26 protein-coding genes are annotated in these 21,204 nt (G+C 66.3%); 5 read left to right on the top strand and 21 right to left on the bottom strand.

What is annotated here, in order from left to right; translation table 11 throughout:
* Positions 1 to 409 precede the first annotated feature (409 nt).
* A complete protein-coding gene (locus tag DKM19_RS25235; RefSeq protein WP_110698888.1) occupies positions 410 to 1,048 on the top strand; it encodes a sigma-70 family RNA polymerase sigma factor in 639 nt (212 codons plus the stop codon).
* A 92-nt stretch (positions 1,049 to 1,140) separates the two neighbouring features.
* Here the strand turns inward: DKM19_RS25235 and DKM19_RS25230 are convergent, their stop codons facing one another.
* From DKM19_RS25230 to DKM19_RS25180, 11 genes are all read right to left on the bottom strand, one after another.
* Positions 1,141 to 1,767, bottom strand: coding sequence for a TetR/AcrR family transcriptional regulator (locus DKM19_RS25230; RefSeq protein WP_110698887.1), 627 nt, complete (start codon positions 1,765 to 1,767; stop codon positions 1,141 to 1,143).
* Complete coding sequence (locus tag DKM19_RS25225) at positions 1,767 to 2,270, bottom strand: hypothetical protein (protein ID WP_162641736.1); 504 nt, start codon at positions 2,268 to 2,270, stop codon at positions 1,767 to 1,769. Before DKM19_RS25225 ends, DKM19_RS25230 begins: the two co-directional genes overlap by 1 nt.
* A 789-nt stretch (positions 2,271 to 3,059) precedes the next feature.
* Complete coding sequence (locus DKM19_RS25220; protein WP_110698885.1) at positions 3,060 to 4,340, bottom strand: MFS transporter; 1,281 nt, start codon at positions 4,338 to 4,340, stop codon at positions 3,060 to 3,062.
* A 14-nt stretch (positions 4,341 to 4,354) separates the two neighbouring features.
* Positions 4,355 to 4,588 (bottom strand): RidA family protein, encoded by a 234-nt coding sequence (locus DKM19_RS25215; RefSeq protein WP_239514476.1) that lies wholly within the window; start codon positions 4,586 to 4,588, stop codon positions 4,355 to 4,357.
* 167 nt (positions 4,589 to 4,755) lie between these two features.
* Positions 4,756 to 6,039, bottom strand: coding sequence for an MFS transporter (locus tag DKM19_RS25210; RefSeq protein ID WP_110705962.1), 1,284 nt, complete (start codon positions 6,037 to 6,039; stop codon positions 4,756 to 4,758).
* Positions 6,036 to 6,470 (bottom strand): isocitrate lyase/phosphoenolpyruvate mutase family protein, encoded by a 435-nt coding sequence (locus DKM19_RS25205; RefSeq protein WP_204358213.1) that lies wholly within the window; start codon positions 6,468 to 6,470, stop codon positions 6,036 to 6,038. Before DKM19_RS25205 ends, DKM19_RS25210 begins: the two co-directional genes overlap by 4 nt.
* Before the next feature lie 12 nt (positions 6,471 to 6,482).
* A complete protein-coding gene (locus DKM19_RS25200) occupies positions 6,483 to 6,863 on the bottom strand; it encodes a nuclear transport factor 2 family protein (protein ID WP_110698883.1) in 381 nt (126 codons plus the stop codon).
* A gap of 200 nt (positions 6,864 to 7,063) precedes the next feature.
* The gene (locus DKM19_RS25195) at positions 7,064 to 7,504 is read right to left on the bottom strand and encodes a GNAT family N-acetyltransferase (protein WP_110698882.1); all 441 of its coding nucleotides are present in this window, start codon (positions 7,502 to 7,504) and stop codon (positions 7,064 to 7,066) included.
* 75 nt (positions 7,505 to 7,579) lie between these two features.
* Complete coding sequence (locus DKM19_RS25190) at positions 7,580 to 8,524, bottom strand: NADP-dependent oxidoreductase (protein ID WP_110698881.1); 945 nt, start codon at positions 8,522 to 8,524, stop codon at positions 7,580 to 7,582.
* Between the two features lie 231 nt (positions 8,525 to 8,755).
* Entirely contained in the window at positions 8,756 to 9,229 is a 474-nt protein-coding gene (locus DKM19_RS25185) for a GNAT family N-acetyltransferase (RefSeq protein WP_110698880.1), read from the bottom strand.
* A 64-nt stretch (positions 9,230 to 9,293) separates the two neighbouring features.
* Positions 9,294 to 10,211, bottom strand: coding sequence for an NADP-dependent oxidoreductase (locus tag DKM19_RS25180; RefSeq protein ID WP_110698879.1), 918 nt, complete (start codon positions 10,209 to 10,211; stop codon positions 9,294 to 9,296).
* A gap of 459 nt (positions 10,212 to 10,670) precedes the next feature.
* On the opposite strand from DKM19_RS25180, the gene DKM19_RS25175 reads away from it, so the two are divergent.
* The 3 genes from DKM19_RS25175 to DKM19_RS25165 all read left to right on the top strand — a co-directional run bounded on the left by DKM19_RS25175 (position 10,671) and on the right by DKM19_RS25165 (position 12,468).
* Entirely contained in the window at positions 10,671 to 10,952 is a 282-nt protein-coding gene (locus DKM19_RS25175) for a hypothetical protein (RefSeq protein ID WP_204359003.1), read from the top strand.
* 301 nt (positions 10,953 to 11,253) lie between these two features.
* The gene (locus tag DKM19_RS25170) at positions 11,254 to 11,739 is read left to right on the top strand and encodes a nuclear transport factor 2 family protein (protein WP_110705961.1); all 486 of its coding nucleotides are present in this window, start codon (positions 11,254 to 11,256) and stop codon (positions 11,737 to 11,739) included.
* Positions 11,740 to 12,249: 510 nt separating this feature from the next.
* A complete protein-coding gene (locus tag DKM19_RS25165) occupies positions 12,250 to 12,468 on the top strand; it encodes a hypothetical protein (protein ID WP_110698878.1) in 219 nt (72 codons plus the stop codon).
* A gap of 128 nt (positions 12,469 to 12,596) precedes the next feature.
* On the opposite strand, the gene DKM19_RS49720 is transcribed toward DKM19_RS25165, so the two are convergent.
* The 3 genes from DKM19_RS49720 to DKM19_RS25150 form a co-directional block, all read right to left on the bottom strand.
* Positions 12,597 to 12,821 carry a hypothetical protein gene (locus DKM19_RS49720; RefSeq protein ID WP_162641735.1) on the bottom strand — a complete coding sequence of 75 codons (225 nt, stop codon included), beginning with the start codon at positions 12,819 to 12,821 and terminating at the stop codon, positions 12,597 to 12,599.
* A gap of 409 nt (positions 12,822 to 13,230) precedes the next feature.
* A complete protein-coding gene (locus DKM19_RS25160) occupies positions 13,231 to 13,515 on the bottom strand; it encodes a hypothetical protein (protein ID WP_110698877.1) in 285 nt (94 codons plus the stop codon).
* A gap of 442 nt (positions 13,516 to 13,957) precedes the next feature.
* Positions 13,958 to 14,608 (bottom strand): hypothetical protein, encoded by a 651-nt coding sequence (locus tag DKM19_RS25150; RefSeq protein WP_110698875.1) that lies wholly within the window; start codon positions 14,606 to 14,608, stop codon positions 13,958 to 13,960.
* Positions 14,609 to 14,865: 257 nt separating this feature from the next.
* On the opposite strand from DKM19_RS25150, the gene DKM19_RS25145 reads away from it, so the two are divergent.
* The gene (locus DKM19_RS25145; protein ID WP_110698874.1) at positions 14,866 to 15,153 is read left to right on the top strand and encodes a DUF1905 domain-containing protein; all 288 of its coding nucleotides are present in this window, start codon (positions 14,866 to 14,868) and stop codon (positions 15,151 to 15,153) included.
* 82 nt (positions 15,154 to 15,235) lie between these two features.
* Here the strand turns inward: DKM19_RS25145 and DKM19_RS25140 are convergent, their stop codons facing one another.
* The 7 genes from DKM19_RS25140 to DKM19_RS53070 all read right to left on the bottom strand — a co-directional run bounded on the left by DKM19_RS25140 (position 15,236) and on the right by DKM19_RS53070 (position 21,201).
* Positions 15,236 to 15,760: a GNAT family N-acetyltransferase gene (locus DKM19_RS25140; RefSeq protein WP_110698873.1), complete on the bottom strand. Its 525-nt coding sequence runs from the start codon at positions 15,758 to 15,760 to the stop codon at positions 15,236 to 15,238.
* 297 nt (positions 15,761 to 16,057) lie between these two features.
* Positions 16,058 to 16,504 (bottom strand): hypothetical protein, encoded by a 447-nt coding sequence (locus tag DKM19_RS25135; RefSeq protein ID WP_162641734.1) that lies wholly within the window; start codon positions 16,502 to 16,504, stop codon positions 16,058 to 16,060.
* A 78-nt stretch (positions 16,505 to 16,582) separates the two neighbouring features.
* Positions 16,583 to 17,545, bottom strand: a complete 963-nt coding sequence (locus DKM19_RS25130; RefSeq protein ID WP_110698871.1) for an amidohydrolase — start codon at positions 17,543 to 17,545, stop codon at positions 16,583 to 16,585.
* Positions 17,542 to 18,720, bottom strand: coding sequence for a VWA domain-containing protein (locus DKM19_RS25125; RefSeq protein ID WP_110698870.1), 1,179 nt, complete (start codon positions 18,718 to 18,720; stop codon positions 17,542 to 17,544). Before DKM19_RS25125 ends, DKM19_RS25130 begins: the two co-directional genes overlap by 4 nt.
* An 83-nt stretch (positions 18,721 to 18,803) precedes the next feature.
* Positions 18,804 to 19,673 carry a MoxR family ATPase gene (locus DKM19_RS25120; protein WP_239514411.1) on the bottom strand — a complete coding sequence of 290 codons (870 nt, stop codon included), beginning with the start codon at positions 19,671 to 19,673 and terminating at the stop codon, positions 18,804 to 18,806.
* Positions 19,674 to 19,858: 185 nt separating this feature from the next.
* On the bottom strand, positions 19,859 to 20,161 hold the full coding sequence (locus DKM19_RS25115) for an EthD family reductase (RefSeq protein ID WP_110698869.1): 303 nt from the start codon (positions 20,159 to 20,161) through the stop codon (positions 19,859 to 19,861).
* Between the two features lie 32 nt (positions 20,162 to 20,193).
* On the bottom strand, positions 20,194 to 21,201 hold the full coding sequence (locus tag DKM19_RS53070) for a xanthine dehydrogenase family protein molybdopterin-binding subunit (RefSeq protein ID WP_110698868.1): 1,008 nt from the start codon (positions 21,199 to 21,201) through the stop codon (positions 20,194 to 20,196).
* Between the last annotated feature and the right edge of the window lie 3 nt (positions 21,202 to 21,204).

The raw sequence follows: 21,204 nt of genomic DNA, 5'->3' as shown, positions 1-21,204 counted from the left end.
CTTGCTGCGGGCAGCGACCCGAGCGAGCGGTTCCCAGGCCTACACGTTCATTTCATGGCATGCGGCCCATGCGCCCAAGATTTGAACGGTCTGCTCACGGCACTCACGGGCGAGGCCTCTTCGCGACCCAGCCCGCCATAGCGCACAAGCAGGTCGCCTACGAGGGCGGGTTGGCAGCGCGCCAGGTAAGCCGACTATCTGAGTCTCAGCCGGCTCCGCGACCGAGATGTGTCACCGTGCCGCTTCGAGTCCTATATTGGTCTCTGGAGTCCAGATAACAGGTTGATTCGCTGGAAGATACACTCTTGTATGGACCTAATAGTCCACTCTACGGTTGCTCAGGTGTCGCGTGGGGAGTGACCTGATCAGCGTGTGCGTGGCTTGTGATGCTCGGGCGAAAGAGGGGGCAGTGGACAACCCAGCAACTGATCGGGAGAACCGCCGATGGGTGCGTGATCTCGCTGCTGCCGGCCCCGTCAGAGAGGCGGCGTGCAGGGAGCTGTATCCGTTGCTGCTTCGCATCGCGAAGTCTGAGGCACGTCGGCGTGCACCGGTCCTAGAATTGGACGGCCCGGAGCTCGAGGACATTGCTCACCAGGCCGCCGCTGACGCGTTGATGGCCATCGGCGAGCGTCTGGATAGGTTCCGGGGCGAGGCAAGGTTCACCACGTGGGCGAGCAAATTCGTGATCTTTAACGTGGCCACCACGATGAATCGTCACTTCTGGCGTCGCCACGAGGTCCCCTACGATCAAGAGGATTGGTCCAGGATCGCCTCGAGGTTCAACGTGGGCCCCGACGACGAGGCGCAAGTCCGGGAGTTCGCGGCGGCAGTCTCGACCGCGGTCGAAGAGAATCTGTCGGAGCGTCAGCGCATTGTGTTCGTCGCGACGGTCCTCAACGGCATGCCGATGGATGTTCTGGCTGACGAGCTGGGATCGACCCACAACGCGCTGTACAAGGTGCTCTTTGACGCCCGGAAGAAGCTCCGCGCTGCGCTGGTGGCGAGTGGCCACCTGCCCGAGGCAGACGAGGTCCACTCGGCATGAAATTTCCTATTTTCGGGACCGCTGTCTGCGCCCGGGCTGGACCTCTTGGAGATGGGTGCCCCGCCCCGGGATTGCATGCCGCCGACGTGGGCTCAACCAGCAGACAGGCTCTCGATGTGCGCGAGTGCCATGTCAATTGAGGTTGCCATCGGTGTGACATCGCGCGCAGTCTGGGCCAGCATGTACCCGCCCTGGAGGGCGGCCATAAGCCCAGTCGCGAGTTGGTCGACCGACGCCTCGGGCGCAAGCGCACCACCGTCTCGAAGCCTGCGCAACACGCCTGTCAGCAGTCCCTGCCATTCGGTGAACAGGTGGGACAGGGCCTGGCGCGCGAGAGCGTCATGATCGGAAACCTCGGAGGCCAGCGAGCCGAGCGCACAGCCGTAGGCGCCATGCCGAAGGGCGTTGTTCTGTACCAACGCATCCCGCCAGCGTCGCAGCCCCGGGATCGTCGAGACATGGCCGAGGGCGTCGCGCTCACGCTCGATGACGCGTTCTCCTACGTGGTCGATGACAGCCCGTACGAGTGCGTCCTTGCCGTCAAAGTGGTGGTACAACTGCGACTTGCTCACTCCGCTCGCCGCGAGCACGTCGTCGAGCGTGGTACCCCCGACTCCCTGGATGTACATCAGGTCGGCTGCTGCGGTGACGATCCTTGCCCGCGTCTTTGCACCGCGCGCCGTCAGGCGTCTGCCATTGTGCGAGTCAGCGGTCGTCATCACGGGTTCATATTACTGATCGGGCTACTCGTTCCCGTCCTTGCAGGGCTGTCGTCCTCGGTTGCCGCAAAAGGCGCGAGCGCGATGTCGAGCGCGGCGTTGAGTGGCCAAGGGTCCTGTGCGATCTGACTCAGGGTGCTTCCTCCATGAAGCGCAGCAAGAATCAGCACCGCAGTCTTCTGGGGGTCGACATCGGCCTTCGGGGCCTGCGCGGGAGGCCAGGGTATGTCCCCCGTGCTGCCGGACTGCAGCAACCGGTCCACCGTCTCGGCGATGAGCTCGCGCCAGCGATCGAGGAAGTCGGCTCGCTCAGGCACATCACCTGTTTGTCGCAGCGCCAACACGTACGGCGATCGCGGGGTCATGAGCTCCTTGACGACCCGGCGACGCCAGCCGGCCAGCATCGCCCCGTCGGTGGCTCCAGCCAGACAAGCGCTTTCGCGGGCCAAGACTTCCGCGAAGTGTGTCCTCATCAATCCCTCCCGCCAGTCGACATCGCTCACGGATTCTACCACAAAATTGGACCATTTAGTCCAATGACCAAATCCAATAGACTTAAAAGAAAGGGCATTTAGATTGAAATTGGCAACGTTTATGGACTTTGTAGTCCATAAATTGCTCAGTCCGCTACGCCGCAGATGACCGCACGCAACTCGACACCGTTGTCCGATGGGTCAAGCGCGCAGTCATCGCGAGCGATGACGTGGTTGCAGGGCCACGGGTGGTGCCGTTGGCCCGGATCGCCGGTTCGGCGGCACATGCGTTGGAGCCGAACCTGATGGGCATCGCGCGGCCTGACGGACGACCATCGGCAGCCGGAGTCTGTTGAACGGGGTCCACCCTTTGAGGTGGATCATCCCGGCTCCACGACCCGGAGTCGGCGCCAGTGGCCAGCAGCACGGTCTGAGCCGCCGGGCCGTCGGACGCATCTGAGATCCCCGAAGGGACATGCGGGCCACTGGACCCAGGGTGAAGGCGAGCACCGGCGCGTGAGGTCGTGGACGGTGCGTGTGCAGGCATCGCCGACCTCCTTCGAGCGCGGCTGAACCTGAACGGGTGGGGAGCGGGTGCACCTGCGAAAGACGCAGCGTTTGCGGGCCGCAGCTCGCCGACGCGGGCGAGCCCGACGTACTCCCGGCTTATCGCGACCGGCGAACGCAGACTTACGGGAGTGACCGAAGGCCACCGATGGCCTTCGCGAAACTCGCGACGAGGAGGAGCAGGGCGCCGATCCGGTTCTGGCCCATTGCGCCGATCCGCGCGGCGATCGACGAGCGCCGGCCGCGCCCTGCTCAGGGTCGAGTGAGGCCTGTATGACGGTGAGGTTCGTCATGATTGCTCCCGTGCTGGCTGTTCCCGCTCGTGCCGGGGTGCGGGTTGCGTGCAGCGATGACAGTGAACACGGTGGCGACGAGGGCAAGTGCGCCGTATCCGAGGGCGATCTGCGGCAGTGGGAAGGTGCTGGAAAGTTGACTGGAGACCAGGGCGGGGATAGCAGCGCCGCTGTAGCAGAGGAGGTAGATCGCGCTGAAGATCGGTGCCCGGTCGGCCAGGGTGCTGCCGTACAGCAGGCCGCGGATGGCGGCGCTGATGGCGATTCCCTGACTGGCGCCCGCGACGATGGTTGCGGCGATGAACAGCACCAGTGTGCCGGTGGCGATCGCTGTGATGATGCCGATCCACCCGGCCAGGAAGATGATCATGCCGAGGCGTTGGGCGGCAGCGGATGTGAACCGGCCGCCGAGGGGAGCACCGAGAGCACTGGGACCCATGTAGGCGGCGAACACCAACCCGAGGACGAGTGGGCTGCGCGTGTGGAGTTGATCTTCGACTAGCGCTGGAACGAAGGCCTGGTAGAAGGCCCCGGTCGCCCAGGTTGCCAGGAACACCGCTGCCGCGACGGGGAGCAGATGCCTGACCCGGGCCGATACGCGGATCTGGGGACGCAGTGACAACCAAGCGCCCGGCGACGGAGTTGCCGTCTCCGGGCTGACAGCGACGAGTGCGGCAGACAGGAGGAGGAAGCCGACGGCGACCAGGTAGATGAGCTCGCGTGGCCAGGGGCCGAACTGGACCAGGGCTCCGGACGCGATGGCGCCGACGGCGAGGCCGAGCATGACCGTCTGGCTGGAGGCGACGGAGGCCAACCAGGCCGGCCTGGCCGGTGCGGCATCGACGATGTAGGAGGTGAGGCTGCTGCTGGCCAGCCCGGCACCGAGGCCCATCAGGAGCCGACCGGCGATCAGGATGCCGATGTTGTGCACGTTCAGCAGCAGCAGACAGCCCAGCACAAGAAGGCCGAGGCTCGCGATCGAGGTGGGCCGGCGGCCCAGATGACTTGACAGCCGTCCCATCATCAACAGCGTGGTAAGAGTGGCAGCGGAGTAGGCGACGACGGTCATCGAGATACCGGCGTTGGTGAACCCGTCCTCGGCCCGGTAGATGTTGAAAAGCGGGATCGTCGAGCCCACCGCGGCAAACGCGGCCACCAGGGATACCACCGCAGACAAGAATGCCAGCCGGAGCGTTCTGCCCCGACGAGCCTGGTTGAGCGCTGGTGCCACGTTTTGCATCGAGCCGTACCTTTCTATTGTTCTGAACCGCCCGGAGTTTCTGGAGGCTTCGGATTGCGCACGTCGACGTAGCTGCGCACCGTGGAGGTGTCGGTGAGCCAGGTCCGCACTGAGACGATGTCGGTCATGGCCACTCCGGCTTGCTTGAGCGCGTCCTGGGCGTTACGCCATGCCTGCCGAGCTTCCTCGGCGAAGTCCTCGGGAGGTGTTCCGTCGGCCCGAGACCGTCGCGAGAGGGAGTGCTCCATCGAAAGCCCAACGCCGACACGGCGCACGAGACCGAGTCTGTAGCTATTCGATGCGAAGGAATGCCGCATGCGCGGTCCTGGCCGGCATCGTCACTGTGGCTCCCAAGAGCGCCGAGTGCACCCGGGACTCTGAGCGTCCGGCCACCCCATGCCTCGCTCCGGTCTCCTCATTCCCTCCGGGCGAGTGTCACGAACCGCGTCGCCACCGTGGCGAGCACGGCGGAGGCAAGGACGATGAAGCCCGCCGTGAGGAACACCGTCTGCAAGGTTGTCGACGAAACAAGGATCGCGCCGAGGCCGGACCCTGCCGCCAGGGCTATCTGAAGGTTCGTCACATTCACCGCCGACGCGGCCTCCGGGGTTTCCGGGGCCGCGTCAAGTATCCAGACCAGCGTTCCCGGGTTCACGATTCCCCAGAACAAGCCCCACAGCACGAGCAGCAGGCCAGCCGGCCAGGGTAAGGTGCCCGTGATCGCCAGCCCGATGAGCAATGCGGCCACTACCGTCGCCGCCCCGGCGAAGCTGCCGATCACTCCGCGCTTGAACAGCGATCCGGCGATGAGTGAGCCGACGACGCCACCGCAGCCGTAGATGACGTACAGCAGGGAGATTGCGCCGCTGGACAGATGCGTGTGGTCCATCAGGAACGGGGTGATGTACGTCCATGCCGTGAACTGTCCGATGAACACCATCGCGCCCGCTGCCATCCCAAACCGGGCGGCCCGCCGCGTCACGACTCCCACGAGATCACGCAGGTGAGTACGCCCATCCGGCGGGATACCCGGCAGCACGCCCGTCTGCACAACCACGACAAGCAGTGTCGCCGCCGCCGCAATGGCGAAAGTGATACGCCAGCCGACGAGGTTGCCGAGGAACTGTCCCGCCGGCAGCCCCACCACCGTCCCACCCGAAATACCCGCCGCGATGATAGTGATGGCGCGAGTTCCGCCGGCCCGACCCACCAGCTTGGGTCCGACCGGTGAGACCACGGTCCAGAAGGCTCCGAGGGTGGCGCCGAAGAGCGTACGGGCGATCAGCACCAGGACGAAGTTCGGCGCCACCGCGACGACCGCGTTCGACACCAGCACCGTCAGACCCAGGACGAGGATAACCGGGCGCCGGTTGAAGCGGCCGGAGGCGAGGAAGAACAGCGGCGCCGACACCGCGGCGCTGAAACCCGGCACGAGCACCATCAGCCCTGCGAGGCCGAGCGAGACGTGCAGTCCGTCGGCGATCTGCGGCAGCAGCCCCACTGGCAGCGTCTCGGTCATGACGATGACGAACGCGCCGAGCGCGACCGCACCGACGGACGCCCAGCCCCGCATGCTACCGGGCTCCGCAGCAGTGGCGGCTGCAGGCTGAGTCGGGACGGCCGCGGTGCACGACGATGCCGTGACCACGCGCACCCGCGGTGCGTGGTGTGTCGGCGTCGCCCCTTCGTTTTCGATCATGTGTTCTCCGGCAGCCTCGATGCGGCGAACCGCGTCATCGAAGTCACGAATCGGGTTGGAATGGTCACCAGTGGTGTCCTCGACTCCGATCCAGTGAGACCGCGGGCAATGGCAGCGGCGACAGTGGCCCGGACATCCTCGGGAGCCTCGCCGCAACCGTCCCCAAAGTCGCCGTTGATCGGCAGGCCACTCACGGACGTCAGTAGGGCGGCATGGTCAAGATGCGTGTCACGGCTGACGGCGTGGATGCCATCGATCCGACCCGGCGTCGCCGCGAAAGCCGCTGAAGAGGTCGCGATGGACTTGAACCCGGCCTCCTTGAAGAGCAGGGCCGACGGGCCGTCCCATGCGTTGGGCATGATGAACGTATCGGGGCCACGGTGGAGTTCGACGAACTGTTCGTAGCGCGCCTGGGCTGCAATGTCAGGCATGGCGGCGGCGGGTCAGGCGCCCGGGGCGATCGCGCAGGCGGAGACGCAGACCCAGGCGCCCTCACGCTTCTGGTACACGTCCGTGTACAGCGCTTTTTGCTCCACTCCATCGGCGATCATGGTGTATGTGGCGCGGCCGTGGATCAGCGCGACATCGCCGAGGATGCGGATCTTGAATTCGCGCAGTGCGAGATCCTTGAAAGGGCGCGGCTTAGCGATGTACTCGAGGTACTCGTCGCGGTTGCGGGTGACACCCGGTGTCTGCGCGATGAAATCGTCAGCGAGAAACTCACTGAAGCGCTTGGCATCGCTGGCCTGATCCGCATGGTTGTAGTCAAGGTTAAGTTGCTCGAGGATCGCCAGATCTTCGGTGGACTGCTTGGTGCCGTTCATTTTCTTGTTCCTTCTCTGTGTGTTTCGGCGTTCGCTGCAGGTGGGTTGTCGTTTCGGTGTCGTGTACGCAGTGCCGGCGTGCAAGGTTGTCCCGTCTGATTAGTGTCAGATCCGTCGCGCGGTCTTACCGACAACGTCGCAATCTCGCTCGCGCCTCGACGCCTTCCCGCCGGCCACCAACGAGCCGGGAGCAACCAAGGTCATCGGTGGCCTTTGGTCACTCCTGGGTGCTTGGAATCGACGAGGTCGGCGTACTCGGGGTTGTTCTCGATGAAGGTGCGCACGATCGGGCACATGATGGTGACCGTCTTGCCTTGCGCGCGCACGTCGTCGAGGACGCGTCGGATCAGCTCGGTGGCGACGCCCTGTTTGCGGAACTCGGGGAACACTGAGGTTGCCAGCAACACGAGTCGGTCGTCGCCGGCGACGTTGTATGGCAGGCCGGCGATCTCGCGGTCGCCAACGATGGCTTCGTAGATGCCGGTTTTCTCGTCGTTGACGACTTCGAAGTCGAACGCGGGGGCGTGGGGATCGTCAAGTAGTTCGTCGATGAGGACGATCTGATCCTGACTGAGGGTGCCTTTCCTGTCGGAGTATCCGGCCTCGTCGGGGTACTCGAAGGCCTCAGTCGCGTCGATCATTGGGGGCGTTCCTTCCTTGATTGTTCGTTCGCCGGCCAGGGCCGCTTGTTCTTGTTCTTAGGTGTGCCGAGTCCTTTAGGGGCGAACGCGGATGATCGTCTTGCCCCTGACCCGCTCGGTCGGGTTGAAGGCGGCGACGGCGTCGTCGAGGGCCGCGACGGTGCCGATGTTCGTTCGCACTCGCCCGTCCCGGACCCGCTGGGTGATCTCATTCAGTTGAGAGCGGTCGGACACGACGACGAAGTCGATCGCCAGGCCGTCCGCAGGCCGTGCTTCCGGTGGTCCGGTGACGGTCACCAGCGTTCCCCCGGCTCGAATCAGACCTGTAGACCGCCTCTGGATGTCGCCGCCAAGGACATCGAAAACCAGATCAATTCCGCCGACATCTTCCAGAGTGTCGCTGTCGAGGTCGACGAACTCGTGCGCGCCGAAGTCGAGCGCGGTCTGCCGGCCGGTGGCGCGTCCGGTGCCGATGACGTGGGCGCCGGCCTCACGTGCGAACTGGGTTGCCATCGAGCCGACCGCGCCGGACGCGCCGTGCACGAGGACGTTCTGGCCGGCCTGAAGGTGGCCGTGCTCGAACAGACCTTGCCACGCGGTCAGACCCGTCATCGCGACGCCTGCGCCTACCGTGAAGTCAACATCGCCCGGCAGCGGCGCGAGATTGCGTGCCTCGACGACTGCGTACTCTGCGAGGGTGCCGTCGCGAGTCCAGTCCGTGAGGCCGAACACCCGCTGTCCCACCGACAGGCCGGTTGCGCCATAGCTGAGGGCGGTGACCACACCGGCCACCTCGTGTCCCGGGATCGACGGCGTGCGGTCACGGCCGAGGCGATCGATCCAGGTCGAGGGCCACTCCAGCTCATTCCCGGTGAATCCCGACGCATGAACTTCAACGACGACATCGCCGTAGTTCGCGCCCTCAAGACTGGCGAGCCTTGCCGCATCCGGATCAGGCCGCTCCACCAGCTTCATCCCGGCCGTTCCCGCGGACCGGTTCGTCACCACGATCGCTTTCATTGAATACCTCTCTGTAACAGTGCTCAGAGACACCCGTCACGTCGTAACGAGTGCGGGTGTTGTCTCCGCGTCCTTATCGGCGAACGCCGATGATGCCCTTGCCCTAGACCGGCTCGGTCGGGTTGACGGCGACGACGGCATCGTTGAGAGCCGCGACGGTGTCGATGTTCGTCCGCAGCCGCCCATCCCGGACTCGCTGGACGACTCGAACCACGTCTGAACGCCGGACGGCTACGTCAGGTCGTGCTCGAACGCGGTGAGCCGCTCGTCGTCCTGCCCTCCAGCGGGTTCGTGCCGGGGGTAGGCGCCGGCGCCGGGATGGACCTTGTCGATGAGATCGAGGTATTCCGGGTTGCGGGCAATGAACTCACCCACGACTGGGCAGATGATGGTGATCTTCTTCCCGCTCTCGCGAATCTCATCCAGCACCCGAGCGACGAGCTCCGTGGCCACCCGATTGCGGCGGTATGCGGGGTCGACCCAGGTGTACAGCAGCACAACGCGGCCACCGACGAACCGGTATGTGAGCTCGGCGATCGCTTCGGCGCCGAGGGCGGCGATCCATCGGCCGTGCTCGGTGTCGTTGATGACGTCGAGTTCCCAACTGGATTCCACCTCGCTGGGGCCTGCCTGGTCCAGAGCAGCGATGAGTGCTGCGTTGTTCTCTGCGCGGGCGGCGGCCTCGGCCTCGAGATTGATCGTCATTGTCGCGCTTTCTGTCGGGGAGCCAATAGATGGCCTTAGAAAATCGGGTGTGGCCTCCGCGTCCTTATGGACGAACGCGGATTATGGTCTTTCCCTTGGTCCGCTCGGTCGGGTTGAAGGCGGCGACGGCGTCGTCGAGGGCCGCGACGGTGCCGATGTTCGTCCGCAACCGACCGTCCCGGACCCGCTGGGCGATCTCACCCAGCTGCGCGCGATCGGCCTCGACGACGAAGTCGATCGCCAGACCCTCCGCCGGCTGCGCTTCGGGCGGGCCGGCGATCGTCACCAGCATTCCGCCGGCTCGAACGAGGCTCGTGGACCGCTTCCCGATGTCGGCGCCGATCACGTCGAAGACCAGATCGACTCCGCCGACTTCTTCCAGGGTGTCCTTGTCGAGGTCGACGAACTCCTGCGCGCCGAAGTCGAGGGCGATCTGTCGGTCAGCGGCGCGTCCGGTGCCGATGACGTAGGCGCCGGACTCTTTGGCGAGTTGAGTCACCATCGAGCCGACTCCGCCGGCCGCGCCGTGCACGAGGACGCTCTGCCCCATCTGGAAGCGGCCGTGCACGAACAGTCCCTGCCACGCGGTCAGGCCCGAGATTGGCAGGCTTGCCCCAACCGTGAAGTCGACGTCGCCCGGCAGCGGCGCGAGGTTGCGCGCCTCGATGGCTACGTACTCGGCCAGGGTGCCGTCGCGAGTCCAGTCCGTGAGGCCGAACACCCGCTGTCCCACTGACAGCCCCCTTGTGCCATAGCCGAGCGCGGTGACCACTCCGGCCACCTCGTGGCCGGGGATCGACGGCGTGCGGTCGCGGCCGAGGCGATCGGTCCAGGTTCCGGGCCACGTCAGTTCGCCGGGGGTGAATCCCGACGCATGTACCTCAACGAGGACATCGTTCCCGGTCGCCTCCGGCTCTGGCCGTTCCGCCAGCGTCATCCCGGCCGTTCCCGCAGCCTCGTCCGTCACCACAATCGCCTTCATTTGGACGCCTCTCTGTATCGGTCGCTCACCTACGCGGCACTTCAGCTCGCCCATTTAGTGACGCCAGACGTCGGTGTCTTACCTAGCTGGCCGGAAAGATCTGTGACGCGGAGCGCGCCCCCGGCAGTGCGCTGCGCTCGCGGACGCGGTGGCGACCGACCCGCCGTACGGGCTGGAGTTCAACGGCCAGGACACGGCTGCGGGCCGAGTCCAGCCGGACGAAGCGGTGGAAGTTCGTACTCGGCTACCGCTGATGGGGGGAAATGAATCTGAAGGGTGTCAATACTCCGTTCACGGTTGTGAGCTGCGAAGATGACCCGACTGCCTTGGCCGAAACAGTGGCCGGGATCGGGCATGCTCGGGGATCGTGGCGCTCCGTCTCATCTATATGATCTTCTGCCGGATTGTCGGCCGGCTGACGCTGCTCGTAGTGACGCGTCCAAGGCCATGGAGATCCTCGTGCTGCGGCACGAGGTAGCCGTGCTGCGGCTCCAGGTCGGCCGCCCGCGGCTGTCGTGGGTGGATCGGGCGGTCCTGTCCGCGCCGGCCCGGGAACTGCCGGCGGTGCTGCGTGCCCACCGGTTGGTGACCCCAGGGACGCTGTTGCGCTGGCATCGGCGTCTGATCGCCCGCCAATGGACTTACCCGAACCATGGGAGGGGAGGGCCTCCCATCGATCCGGTCATCGTGGTGATGACCTGGGCCTTCGCACTGTGCGGCCGGAGGTGCTCGAAACCCTAACCTTCTGACCCGTGGGTCCCCAAACGAGATCCAAAGGCGTTCAGACGCGTTCACCACGCAGGTCGCACAAGAGCCGCCTGTCCGTATCAGTCCAGCTCGGTACCAGCTTGGGAAGTGTATGGATCACGCCTCGTAGAGGCGCTCGTCTAGCCCGCTGCGACGCTGGTCACGCGCCTAATCGTTTCGCTCACGGCTTTTCATGGCTTGCCGTGAGTCATCGTGCTGACGGGCACGCGACGGGCACGGGCAAGAAGCGCCGGTGCGGGTAGCCGTCGAGGTGGAAATCGATAAGGTGAGGTCCATGGATTCCCGAGCCGATCCGGGCGGCGGCGATGGCCACAGTAGCCCGCGTGACGTGTTTCTCCGCCTGGTGAATGGGGTCTGCGAAGGGCCGTACGAAAATTTGGCCGACCTCTATGCCGAACAGACCCATGTCACCCACCCGTTTCACCCGCTCAACCCACCGCCGCTGTTGAGCCGTGGCGAACTGCACGAGCACTTCACCGCGCCGCCGCCGTTTGCCCGGACGCTGAACCGTAAGCCGGTCAACATCATCATCCACGACACCGCTGATCCGGAGGTGATCGTCGCCGAGTTCGCTTACCAGGGGCATGTGGACGAGACAGGAGAGGCGTTCACCGTGCCCTGTGTCTTCGTTCTCCGTATTCGCGACGGGCTCATCGTCGAGTCTCGCGATTACATCGATCACATTGCCAGCGCACGGGCATGGGGCCAGCTCGAAAGCCTCCTGACCGCGCTGCGCCCATCGAGCGACGTCGACCACTGAAAGGCAGTTGCTGATGATCGCGGGCCGCGCTGATCTATCTGCACACCGAGAACGGACGGGACCAGATGATCGCTGACGGCATGGGCAGACTGGCCGACGAGGCGCTGAGAAAGGCCCAAGATCAAGGGGGGATCGGGCGCGTAACGGACGCGGAAAATCGAAGTGAGCCCTGAAAAGGATAAGGCCCGAGTCCGGAGGTTATCCGTGACCTTGGCCTTTTCGTTTGGAGCGGGTGACGGGAATCGAACCCGCGCTGTCAGCTTGGGAAGTCTCTAACGCACTTGGCCCTGAGCTGGCGAAGTGCTGACCTGCGGGGGAGAGGGCCGAGTACCCGTGAGTCCCCCTTGTTCACCCTCCTGACGGGCACGCAACGGGCACGACTGGAAGACTCTCCAGCATGAGTGAGGCCATCAGAGATACGCCATTCCCGTTTCCTGATGACAGGTTCCCTCCAGGGCTGGGGCAGTTGTTCAGCGCGCGGTTGTAAGTGGTGAGCTTCCTGCACTCATCGTGATCCACGACGAGGGGAACGACTGGATGATCGGCGATGGCATCACGGATGCGAGCGATCCGACGGCGTCGATCGTCAGCCATGTCCGCCATGTCGTCGAGCTGGATCCGACCGTGGAGGAGACCGCAAGCTTGCCTTGTGGCTACGCCGCCTACAGGTCGTCACGGTTTGCACCGTGGGTGATCGGGTCATGGAGCTATTCAGACGAGAACTCATAGCCAGTTTGGAAGATTTCGGTACGCGCCCTCTGGCCTGCTGCGGCCCTGGTCAGAGACAGTCTTGCCCTCCATGTGAGGCCCCGTAAGTCCCCCTTGTTCCCCGGCTTTACTGGCACGGGGGTGGTACGTCACCTGCGACTCTTGATCGCTGCTTCGATACGTAGTCCAATTCCGACGGTCGCGAGGATGAGCGCTCCAAGGAGGGCGTTAGTGGTGAGCTCTTTTTCGATGATGAAGCCGAGGACGGGAACCGCTGCGCTCAGGGCAAGAGTTGCGTTCCCCCACCCGTCCACTGGTTGGGTGCCGTCAGTTGCCTTCCCCTGATGTGCGGCAGGATCTTCTTGTTCACTCATGGGCTGAGCATCCCATTGGTTGTGAGGCCAGCAAAGGGATAGGCCATGCGTACGCACGCCCCCTCTCGCCCGATCTTCCCGTCTGCCTCGTCCCACCCCGGAGAGGAAACAGCTCGGGGACGGAGGATCAAGGCCGTCTTCGTGTGTAGGTCAACCGGTAGACGTTCCTCGGCCATGGGATGCCAACGGTCACAGACGGCCTTGATCCGGAGGAGTCGAGATGTTGGGCTCGCCTGGGACGTGACAGACGGGAAGATCCGGATTCCACCCCAGCCACCTACGAGCCGGGTTCCTGCTCTTGGCGATCATCCCGGAGCCGAGCGCCCCCGCGGTGAGTCGGAGCCGAGGAAAGAAGTCCGGACCGCCGATCGCCCCCAGCTCCGTACGGAGACCAGCCACCTACAGGCGATCACGAGGGCAGTGGTGACGGCCGACGATGCAGGACTGTCAGCAGGATTCCGACCGGTATCACGATCACTATTGCTGCCATAAAGAGCAGTGCGTCGATGCGAATATTAATTTGAGGTTCGTAGGTGAGCATGTACCACTCGTCAAGGGCGGCCAGGAACCAAGAAACGGCCGGCGCAAGCAGGTGCTCTGAGCGCAGCCGAGTACGGCGTAGGGCCAGGAAGAGCGCTACGAAAATGAACCCACCAAGAACCAAGGGTAAGGGCTGATACAGCACTTCGATCACACGCCTGCTCCTGCCATTTGAGCCAATTTGAAGTGGTGTCAATATACGTTGAGGGCAGCGCTCTCGGGGGGAGCGCCCAACCGGACAAACGGTCTGGACCCGGTGCCTTGATTTGTTCGGCCTGTCCCGGGCCGATGGCAGGCGTATCGGTGAGGCCCTCGGCGGCCAGTGCTTCTGGTGCTCAGACTTGATCATTATCAGGGACGCCGGGTTCGAAGGTATGGCGGCTGCGATCCGTGACCTCGTTTCCTCCAGATTCATCGAAGGAGCTTGTGGTCTGCTCGACCCTCTTGATGACGAGGAAGTCGATATGCAAAGAGGGATTGGATGATGTGTCGCGTCCCGGGCATGCTTGACTGTTCCGAACCAGGCGATACTCGCGCTCTTCGGTAGAAGAGTACGTTGTCTGATCGTTCTCCAGTGGCGTGGCAGGCCCATGACTTCAGCGGTCGAGCATGGGGTGTATGACGAAGCCGGCGAGCACGATGTCTTCCAGATCCGGGTCGTCGTCGAGGTAGAGGCCTTCGTAATTGAAGCCGAAGAGGGCGCGTAATGCGTCCTCGGCGAGTTCTAGCGGATGAAACGACAAAGGGTAGGGTGCCTCATCCTCATCCTCATCGTCGGTTTCGACCGGTCGCTCGCCGGCCCAGTATGGCGCTTCGAAAGCCAGGGGCACGCCGACGTTCTCCATGACACCGTGGTCTGGAGCCAGGCTAAGCGCGCGCCATAGGCTGCCGTCACCGTTCCAGATCGCGTAGGCGAACCAATCCACCACGTTGTGCATCGCGTGCAGATGGACGGTCCGGCCCCCCGCTTCATCGAGGAACTTCCGGTCGAGTTCGGAAGGCCTGTCCAGCGCGACGTCACCGGTGCACACCACAGTGAGCCCTGGAAAACAGCCCGCGTAGACATGGCGGTCCGGCGGGTTGGCCTGCCCAGACAGAGTGCCGTCTTGGATCTCGACAATTTGGTATTCGGGGTAGAGTCGTCTGACCAGGGCCCTCGTAGCCGCCCGGTCGAGGGAAGGCGCCGCCTGCAGAATCGATCGGATCTCGCCATCGGAATAGACCAGCATCCAATCCTTGGCGCCCACGAGTAACCCCTTCGAAATGCGACATTGGCCCGGATGCTAGCGGTCGCTACTGGCAGCCACAGAGCGAGCCTCGCGTCACGCGATGATACAGACCGTTCAGCGGCGGATAAGTGCACTGGCGATGGCTACAGGAGAATTACGGGTTGCCCTGGAAGGTGCCGTCTCCGCAGGGCCAGGGTCCCGGGTCAAAGGCCGCGAGCCGTCAACTGGACGCGTGAGCGCGTCCGCTGGAACCGGTTGGCTCCTATCCTGATCGAATGAACCTGGAATTCAGTGGCGAGATGTGGTTCTGGAAAGGCCCGGCGCCGTGGCACTTCATCACCGTTCCGGACGAGGAGTGCGGTGAGCTGGAAACGGCTTCCAGGCTGGTGACCTATGGCTGGGGCATGATTCCGGTCACGGCGCAGATCGCGGGAACCACGTGGAAGACGTCGCTGTTCCCGAAAGACGGACGGTACGTCGTGCCGGTGAAGGCGTGGGTGCGGAAGGACGAAGGACTTGAGCTGGGCGACATGGTGAAGGTCCGCCTGGCCGTCGACGTCTGACCAGCCGGCGAACCGCGGCGGACGGGCGCACGGTATGAGCCACTCCCCATGCTGCTTGGGCCCGGGAGTGCAGGCCGGCAGGTTACTGGATCTTGATCCAGTAACGCCGTACGGTGCCGAGTTCGGTGTCCCGGACGTCTTCGAGGACGCCGCCGTGGCGCTCGATCGTCTTCACCGAGGCGATGTTGCCGACCTCGCAGGCGATCAGCACCCGGTCCAGGCCGAGCGCCCGCGCCTCGTCGAGCATCCGGCCCAGCGCCCAGGTGGCCAGCCCGCGCCGGCGTGAGGACGGACGGATGCCGTAGCCGATGTGGCCGACGAGCCGCACGAAGTCGTTGAGCTCGTGCCGCAGTGCGATCCCGCCGAGCACCCGGTCACCCTCGACGATCCACCGGTAGGTGCAACGCATCCGGCCGGTCTCTCCCGCCTTCGCCGGATCCGACTCGTCGGCCAGCCGAGCCACCCAGGCCGCGAACCCTTCCGACGAGTCGACCTCGTCGGAAGGATGCAGTCCGAAACCGTCCTCGTGGACGCCGGGACCCCACTCGTCACGCGCTTCGAGCCAGGCGGTGTGCAGGCGGGCGGTGGGCGCGATCAATTCGGGCATACGGCGACAATACCGATCTAGGACGCGCGCTGGCGGGGCGGCAAGGATTCCGTCGGCTCCCGGACAACCGCTCGGAAACAGCTGAACGAATCCGCAGATCAGGACCCGGTCGACACAGCTGCGGGCTGCCGCACAAAACATCGCGACCAGATGCGGACGTGGGTCAGGTCCTTGCCCGCACGGTGCCTCCGGGCCCGATCCCGAGCGTTCCGGGCGCCTCGTCGAGGGTGATGGTCCGGCGGTGCACACCTGATTCGACCGACTTGACACGGGGAACGGCCCGCTCGGCGCGGGGTCTCACTTCAGGGTGTGCTTGCACATGTTCTTGCCGCCGTCGTTGGTGGCGACCTCCTTGCCGTCGACGAGGATGCGGCACTTGGGCGGTTTCAACATGCCGTTGGAGTCGCGGACCGAGCCAGGGATGAGGAAGATCAGGGAGCCGACCTTCTGCTCGGCCCCGGTCAGTTCGACCGTCACGGTCTTCTTCCACGGGAGGGTGGCGTCCGGCTCGGTGCCGTCGGCGCCGGCGTAGTAGGCGATCGGCTGGTAGAGCTTGCCCTTGCCGTTCACCTCCAGGGTGACCTCGTGGGTCGCCGTCTGGGGTGCGGGAGAGCGCGTGGACGGGGGAGCAGCGGTGGGAGGTGACGCGGACACCGTCTCGCCGTTGCCGCCACAGGCGGCAACGGTCAGCACGACCCCTGCGAGCAGTCCGGAAACCCGTCCGTTCAATATCAGCTTGGGCATAGCGGTCAAGGGTACCGGTCCCCGGAGCAGCACTGACCGCGCCTTTGACAGAGGGGTGGCGGCAGGCGAGACGGGTCCTCAGAGACGGTAGACCCGGCGGGCGGTCGCGGTGAACACGTCGTGGGCGACCTGGGCGGGCCGGCCGGCGAGGACCTCCTGCCAGGTGGAGACCAGGGTGGGCAGGTCGGTCCAGAGTTTCTCGATCGGGAAGTTGCTTCCCCACATGCAGCGGCGGGAGCCGAAGAGCTCCAGGCAGGTGCCCGCGACCGTCTCGATCAGTGACCGGTCCACGCGGTGAACGAACGTGCCCTGGCCGGTGAGTTTCACCACGACGTTGGGCCGTTCGGCCAGGAGCTTCAGGCCGCGGGTCCATTCCGCGACCCGGGACGCCTCGGAGCCGTCGAGCATTCCCGCGTGGACCAGTACGAACGTGACGTCGGGGAAGTCCTCAACGAAGCTCGCGGCGTCGGCCATCTGGCCGGCGAACACCTGGAGTTCGAACAGCCAGCCGAGGTCGGCGAGGGAGGCGATGTTACGGCGGAAGACGGGATCCTTCATGCGGTCGGGGGCGGAGGCGAACCGGAACTCCGGCCGCTCGTGCCAGTGCAGCTGCAGCCGGGTGCCCCGCATGAGCGGGGTGAGCGCGGCCTGGCGGCGCATCACGTCCGCCGCGCCCTCGTCGAAGAGGTCCGCGGAGCCGATCACGGCCGTGGGCCAGCCGGTCTCGGTGTGCACCTCGTGCAGCCATCGCACCTCGTCCAGGGAGCGGTCGAGCGGCCAGTTGGCCTGGACGTAGACCGCCGAGGTGATACCGCAGGCGGTGGCCTCCTCGACGTACTCCGACACCGGGTAGTCGCGGCGGATCGGTTCGTAGGGGCCGAAGATGCGCGGGACCATCTCCCCCTGGAGCCAGGGCAGGTCGGCGGCGCGCCAGATGTGGTGGTGGGCGTCGACAATCCCGGCGGCGGACGGAGCGGCGGACGGAGCGGCGGACGGAGCGGCGGACGGAGCGGCGGACGGAAGGGCGGTGGTGTCGGTCATGAACGGGTTCCCGTGGGTCGTGGAGTGGGCCAGCGCCTCGCCGCCGCGCGCCGGGGGCCGGACAGGACCGCCGGAAGGCGGCGGACCTCCGCGAGGCCGGTGGACAGGTCGCGTACACCGCCGAGGTGGTCGAGGCTGGGGAGCTGGGCGGCCATGGCGCGGGTGGCCGGGCTGTAGGTGGGGGAGCACGCCAGCGGTGACCACCAGACGAGCCGGTGGCCCAGGCGGGACAGACGGGCGGTCGCGCGGACCATGGGCGTATGGTCGCCGCGTTCGAGCCCGTCGGAGAGCACGATCACGAGCGCGCCCCTCGCGAGCGCCACGAAGCGCGGAACGCTCAGGAACTCGTGCAGGGCCGCCCCGATCGCCGTGCCGCCGTCGGCATCCGTCACCTGCCCGGATACCGCCCGCAGTGCCCGGCCGGTGTTCGGATGCGACAGCGCGGAGGTGATCCTGGTGAGCCGGGTGCCGAAGGTGAAGACCTCGGTGCGGGCCGGTGCCGCGCGCAGCGCCGTGTGCGCCAGGCGGAGCAGGTCCGGGGTGTGCTGCCGCAGCGAGCCCGAGACGTCGACCAGGATGAGCAGGCGACGCGGGCGCGGAGGCCGGGCACGCCGGCGCAGCTCGATGATCTCCCCGTCGTGGCGGTGCGCCCGCCGCCAGATGTGCCGCATGTCCAGCCGGTCCCCGGACCGCGCGGAGCGCCGCCGCCGCGAGGGCGCCTGGGGCAGTACGGCGGGCCAGGCTGCCTCCAGCGCCCGCATGACCGAGCGCCGCCGCTCGTCGGCCGGACCGAAGTCCCGCCTGCCGTACGTGCTGAGCGAACTGGCCTCGGTGCCGTCGCCGGGCAGCACCTCCTGCGGGGCGGGGTCGTCCTCGTCCGGACCTTGAGGGGAGGGCACGTCGCTCTCCCCGGCCGGCGGCGGGACGGTGTCCTGGAGGCCGTCATGCCGGAACCACGCGTCGAAGACCCGGTCGAACGCGGCGAGTTCGTCGACGTCGTGCAGCAGGGTGATCCGGGCGTACCAGTACAGGGCGGTCAGGTCGCGAGGCGGCGAGGCGCCGATGACCCGCAGCAGGTCGGCCTGTTTCGGCAGCGCGGTGGTTACGCCCGCGGCGCGCAGCGCGGACAGGAACCCCCACACGTGGCCGGCGGCGAGGGCGATGGGTTCAGGCATCGCCGGACACCCCCGCGTGGCCTGCGGCGAGGACGGGCTCAGGCATCGCCCTCGCCGCCGCGTGGCCTGCGGCAAGAACAGGTTCAGGCATCGCCGAACAGCTCCTCCGCGTGCCCGAGGAGCAGCCGGGTGTCCTCCTCGTCCTTGATGAGCAGGCCGAGAGCGCGGCGCAGCGCCACGGGCCACGGGCTGCCGCCCTCGGCCAGGGCCGTCGCGCCCCGGGCCCACTCCACCGACTCGGCGATGCCGGGCCGCTTGAGCAGCGGCAATCCGCGTACCCGCTGAACGGCGCGCACCAGCCCCTCCGCCGCCCGCTCCTCCAGGCCGGGTACGGCCGCGCGCAGGATCGCCCGCTCGCGATCGACCTCGGGGAAGGCGATCCAGTGGTAGAGGCACCGCCGCTTGAGCGCGTCGTGCAGTTCGCGGGTCCGGTTGGAGGTCAGCACCACGATCGGCGGGGTACGCGCCCGGACGGTGCCCAGCTCCGGGACGGTGATCTGGAAGTCGCCCAGGAACTCCAGGAGGAACGCCTCGAACTCGCTGTCGGCGCGGTCGATCTCGTCGATCAGCAGGACCGCGCCCTGGGCGGCCTCGAGGGCGCGGAGCAGAGGCCGCCTCAGCAGGAACTCCTCGCGGTAGAGGTCGCCGACCTCCTGGCCGCGGCTCTCCGCCACCCGGACCTGCAGGAGCTGCTTGGGATAGTCCCACTCGTACAGCGTCTGCCCGGCGTCCAGCCCCTCGAAGCACTGGAGCCGGATGAGGTCACGGCCGACGACGCGCGAGAGCACCGAGGCGACCTCGGTCTTCCCGACGCCCGGTTCTCCCTCCAGCAGCAGCGGCCGGTTCAGCCGCAGCGCCAGGTGGATGGCCGTGCAGAGCCCTTCGTCGGCGAAGTACCCCTCCCGTTCGAGCGTCGCGGCGAGCTCGCGCTCGTCCAGGAGAGCCGGCGCCACGGAGGACCCGCCGGGCGCCACGGAGGAGCTCCCGGGTGCCACGGAGGACCCGCTGGACGCCACGGAGGAGCCCCCGGGTGCCGCGAAGGATCCGCCGGGCGTCACGGGGGGGCCGGCAGACGCCACGGAGGATTCACCGGGCGCCATGGAGGAGTCGCCGGGTGCCGCGAAGGGCCTGCCGGGTGTCACAGTTGCGCGTGCTCGGTCGTGAGCAGGTGGACCCGCTGGGCGGTGTGCGCGGCGGCGTCGGCCGCGGCGGCCTTGCCGTGCTCGGAGCCGAAGGCGGCGACCCGGGCGTCCTCGTCGTCGAAGTAGAGCTCGTTCACCGAGTCGTACGGCGCGTCCTCGCCGTTGCTGACGCTCACCGTGTACTTACGCAGTCCGGGAAGCTTCTTGGCGAACTCGATGTGCTCCTCCACGACCCACTTCGCGAACTCCTCGTGGGATATGTTCTCCGCGCGCTTGAGCAGTGACACGACTTTCAACATGGTGATCCGATTCCTTTGTCTTCAGCGGGTTTTCAGGCGGTCCCGCGCAGGGCGTCCAGCCCGCGCAGGACACGTTCGGGGGTGAAGGGCATCGCCGTGAGACGTACGCCGCAGGCGTCGAAGACGGCGTTGGCGATGGCCGGAATCGGCGCGTTGGCGGTCATCTCGCCGATGCCCTTGGCACCGTAGGGGCCGTTGCCCGCCGGGCGTTCCAGGAACAGGCTGTGCTGCACGGGAATGTCGGCAGGGCCGGGCATGAGATATTCGGCGAAGTCCCGGGGGCCGTGGTCGCGCCGCGGATAGTAGGGCTCGGTGGTCTCGAACAGGGCGTGCGACAGGCCCATCCAGGCTCCGCCCTCGACCTGCTGGGTCGCCATGGCCGGGTTGAGCGCCCGGCCGATCTCGTAGACGTTGTACAGCTCCAGCACCTCGACCACCCCGGTCTCGTCGTCCACCTCGACGAAGGCGGCCGTGCACGCGTGCGCCTGGCACGAGTCGGGGTCCATCTCTCCCGTCTCGGGCACCGGAGTGCTCGGCTCCTTGAGGAAGATGCCGCGCCCGGAGATCGTGCGGCCGTGTTTGAAGTGCGCGGCGAGCGCCAGGTCGGTGATGTGGATGCTCTTCTCGTCCGAGCCCTTCAGCTTGATGAAGCCGGTGCCGTCGGTCTCCAGGTCCGCGGCGTCGACCTCCAGCTCCTCGGCGGCGACCTCCAGCATCACGCCGCGCGCCTCGGCCGCCGCCATGATGACGGCGTTGCCGACGCGGTGGGTGCCCCGGCTGGCGAAGGTTCCCATGCAGTGCGGGCCGGTGTCGGTGTCGGCGGTGTCGACCAGGACGTTCTCGATCGGCAGGCCGAGCGTCTCGGCCGCGCACTGCGCGGCGATCGTCTTGATTCCCTGACCGAGGTCCACCGAGGACAGCGTGATCACGAACGTGCCCGTGGTGGTGGAGTGGATCAGCGCCTGTGAGGGGTCGCCGCCGAGGTTCATGCCGGTCGGATAGTTCACCGAGGCGTACCCGCGCCCGCGCAGCTTGGCCATGGC

It is taken from the genome of Streptosporangium sp. 'caverna' (assembly GCF_003203775.1).
GTDB lineage: Bacteria > Actinomycetota > Actinomycetes > Streptosporangiales > Streptosporangiaceae > Streptosporangium > Streptosporangium subroseum.
This window is presented reverse-complemented; position numbering and strand designations above follow the sequence as displayed.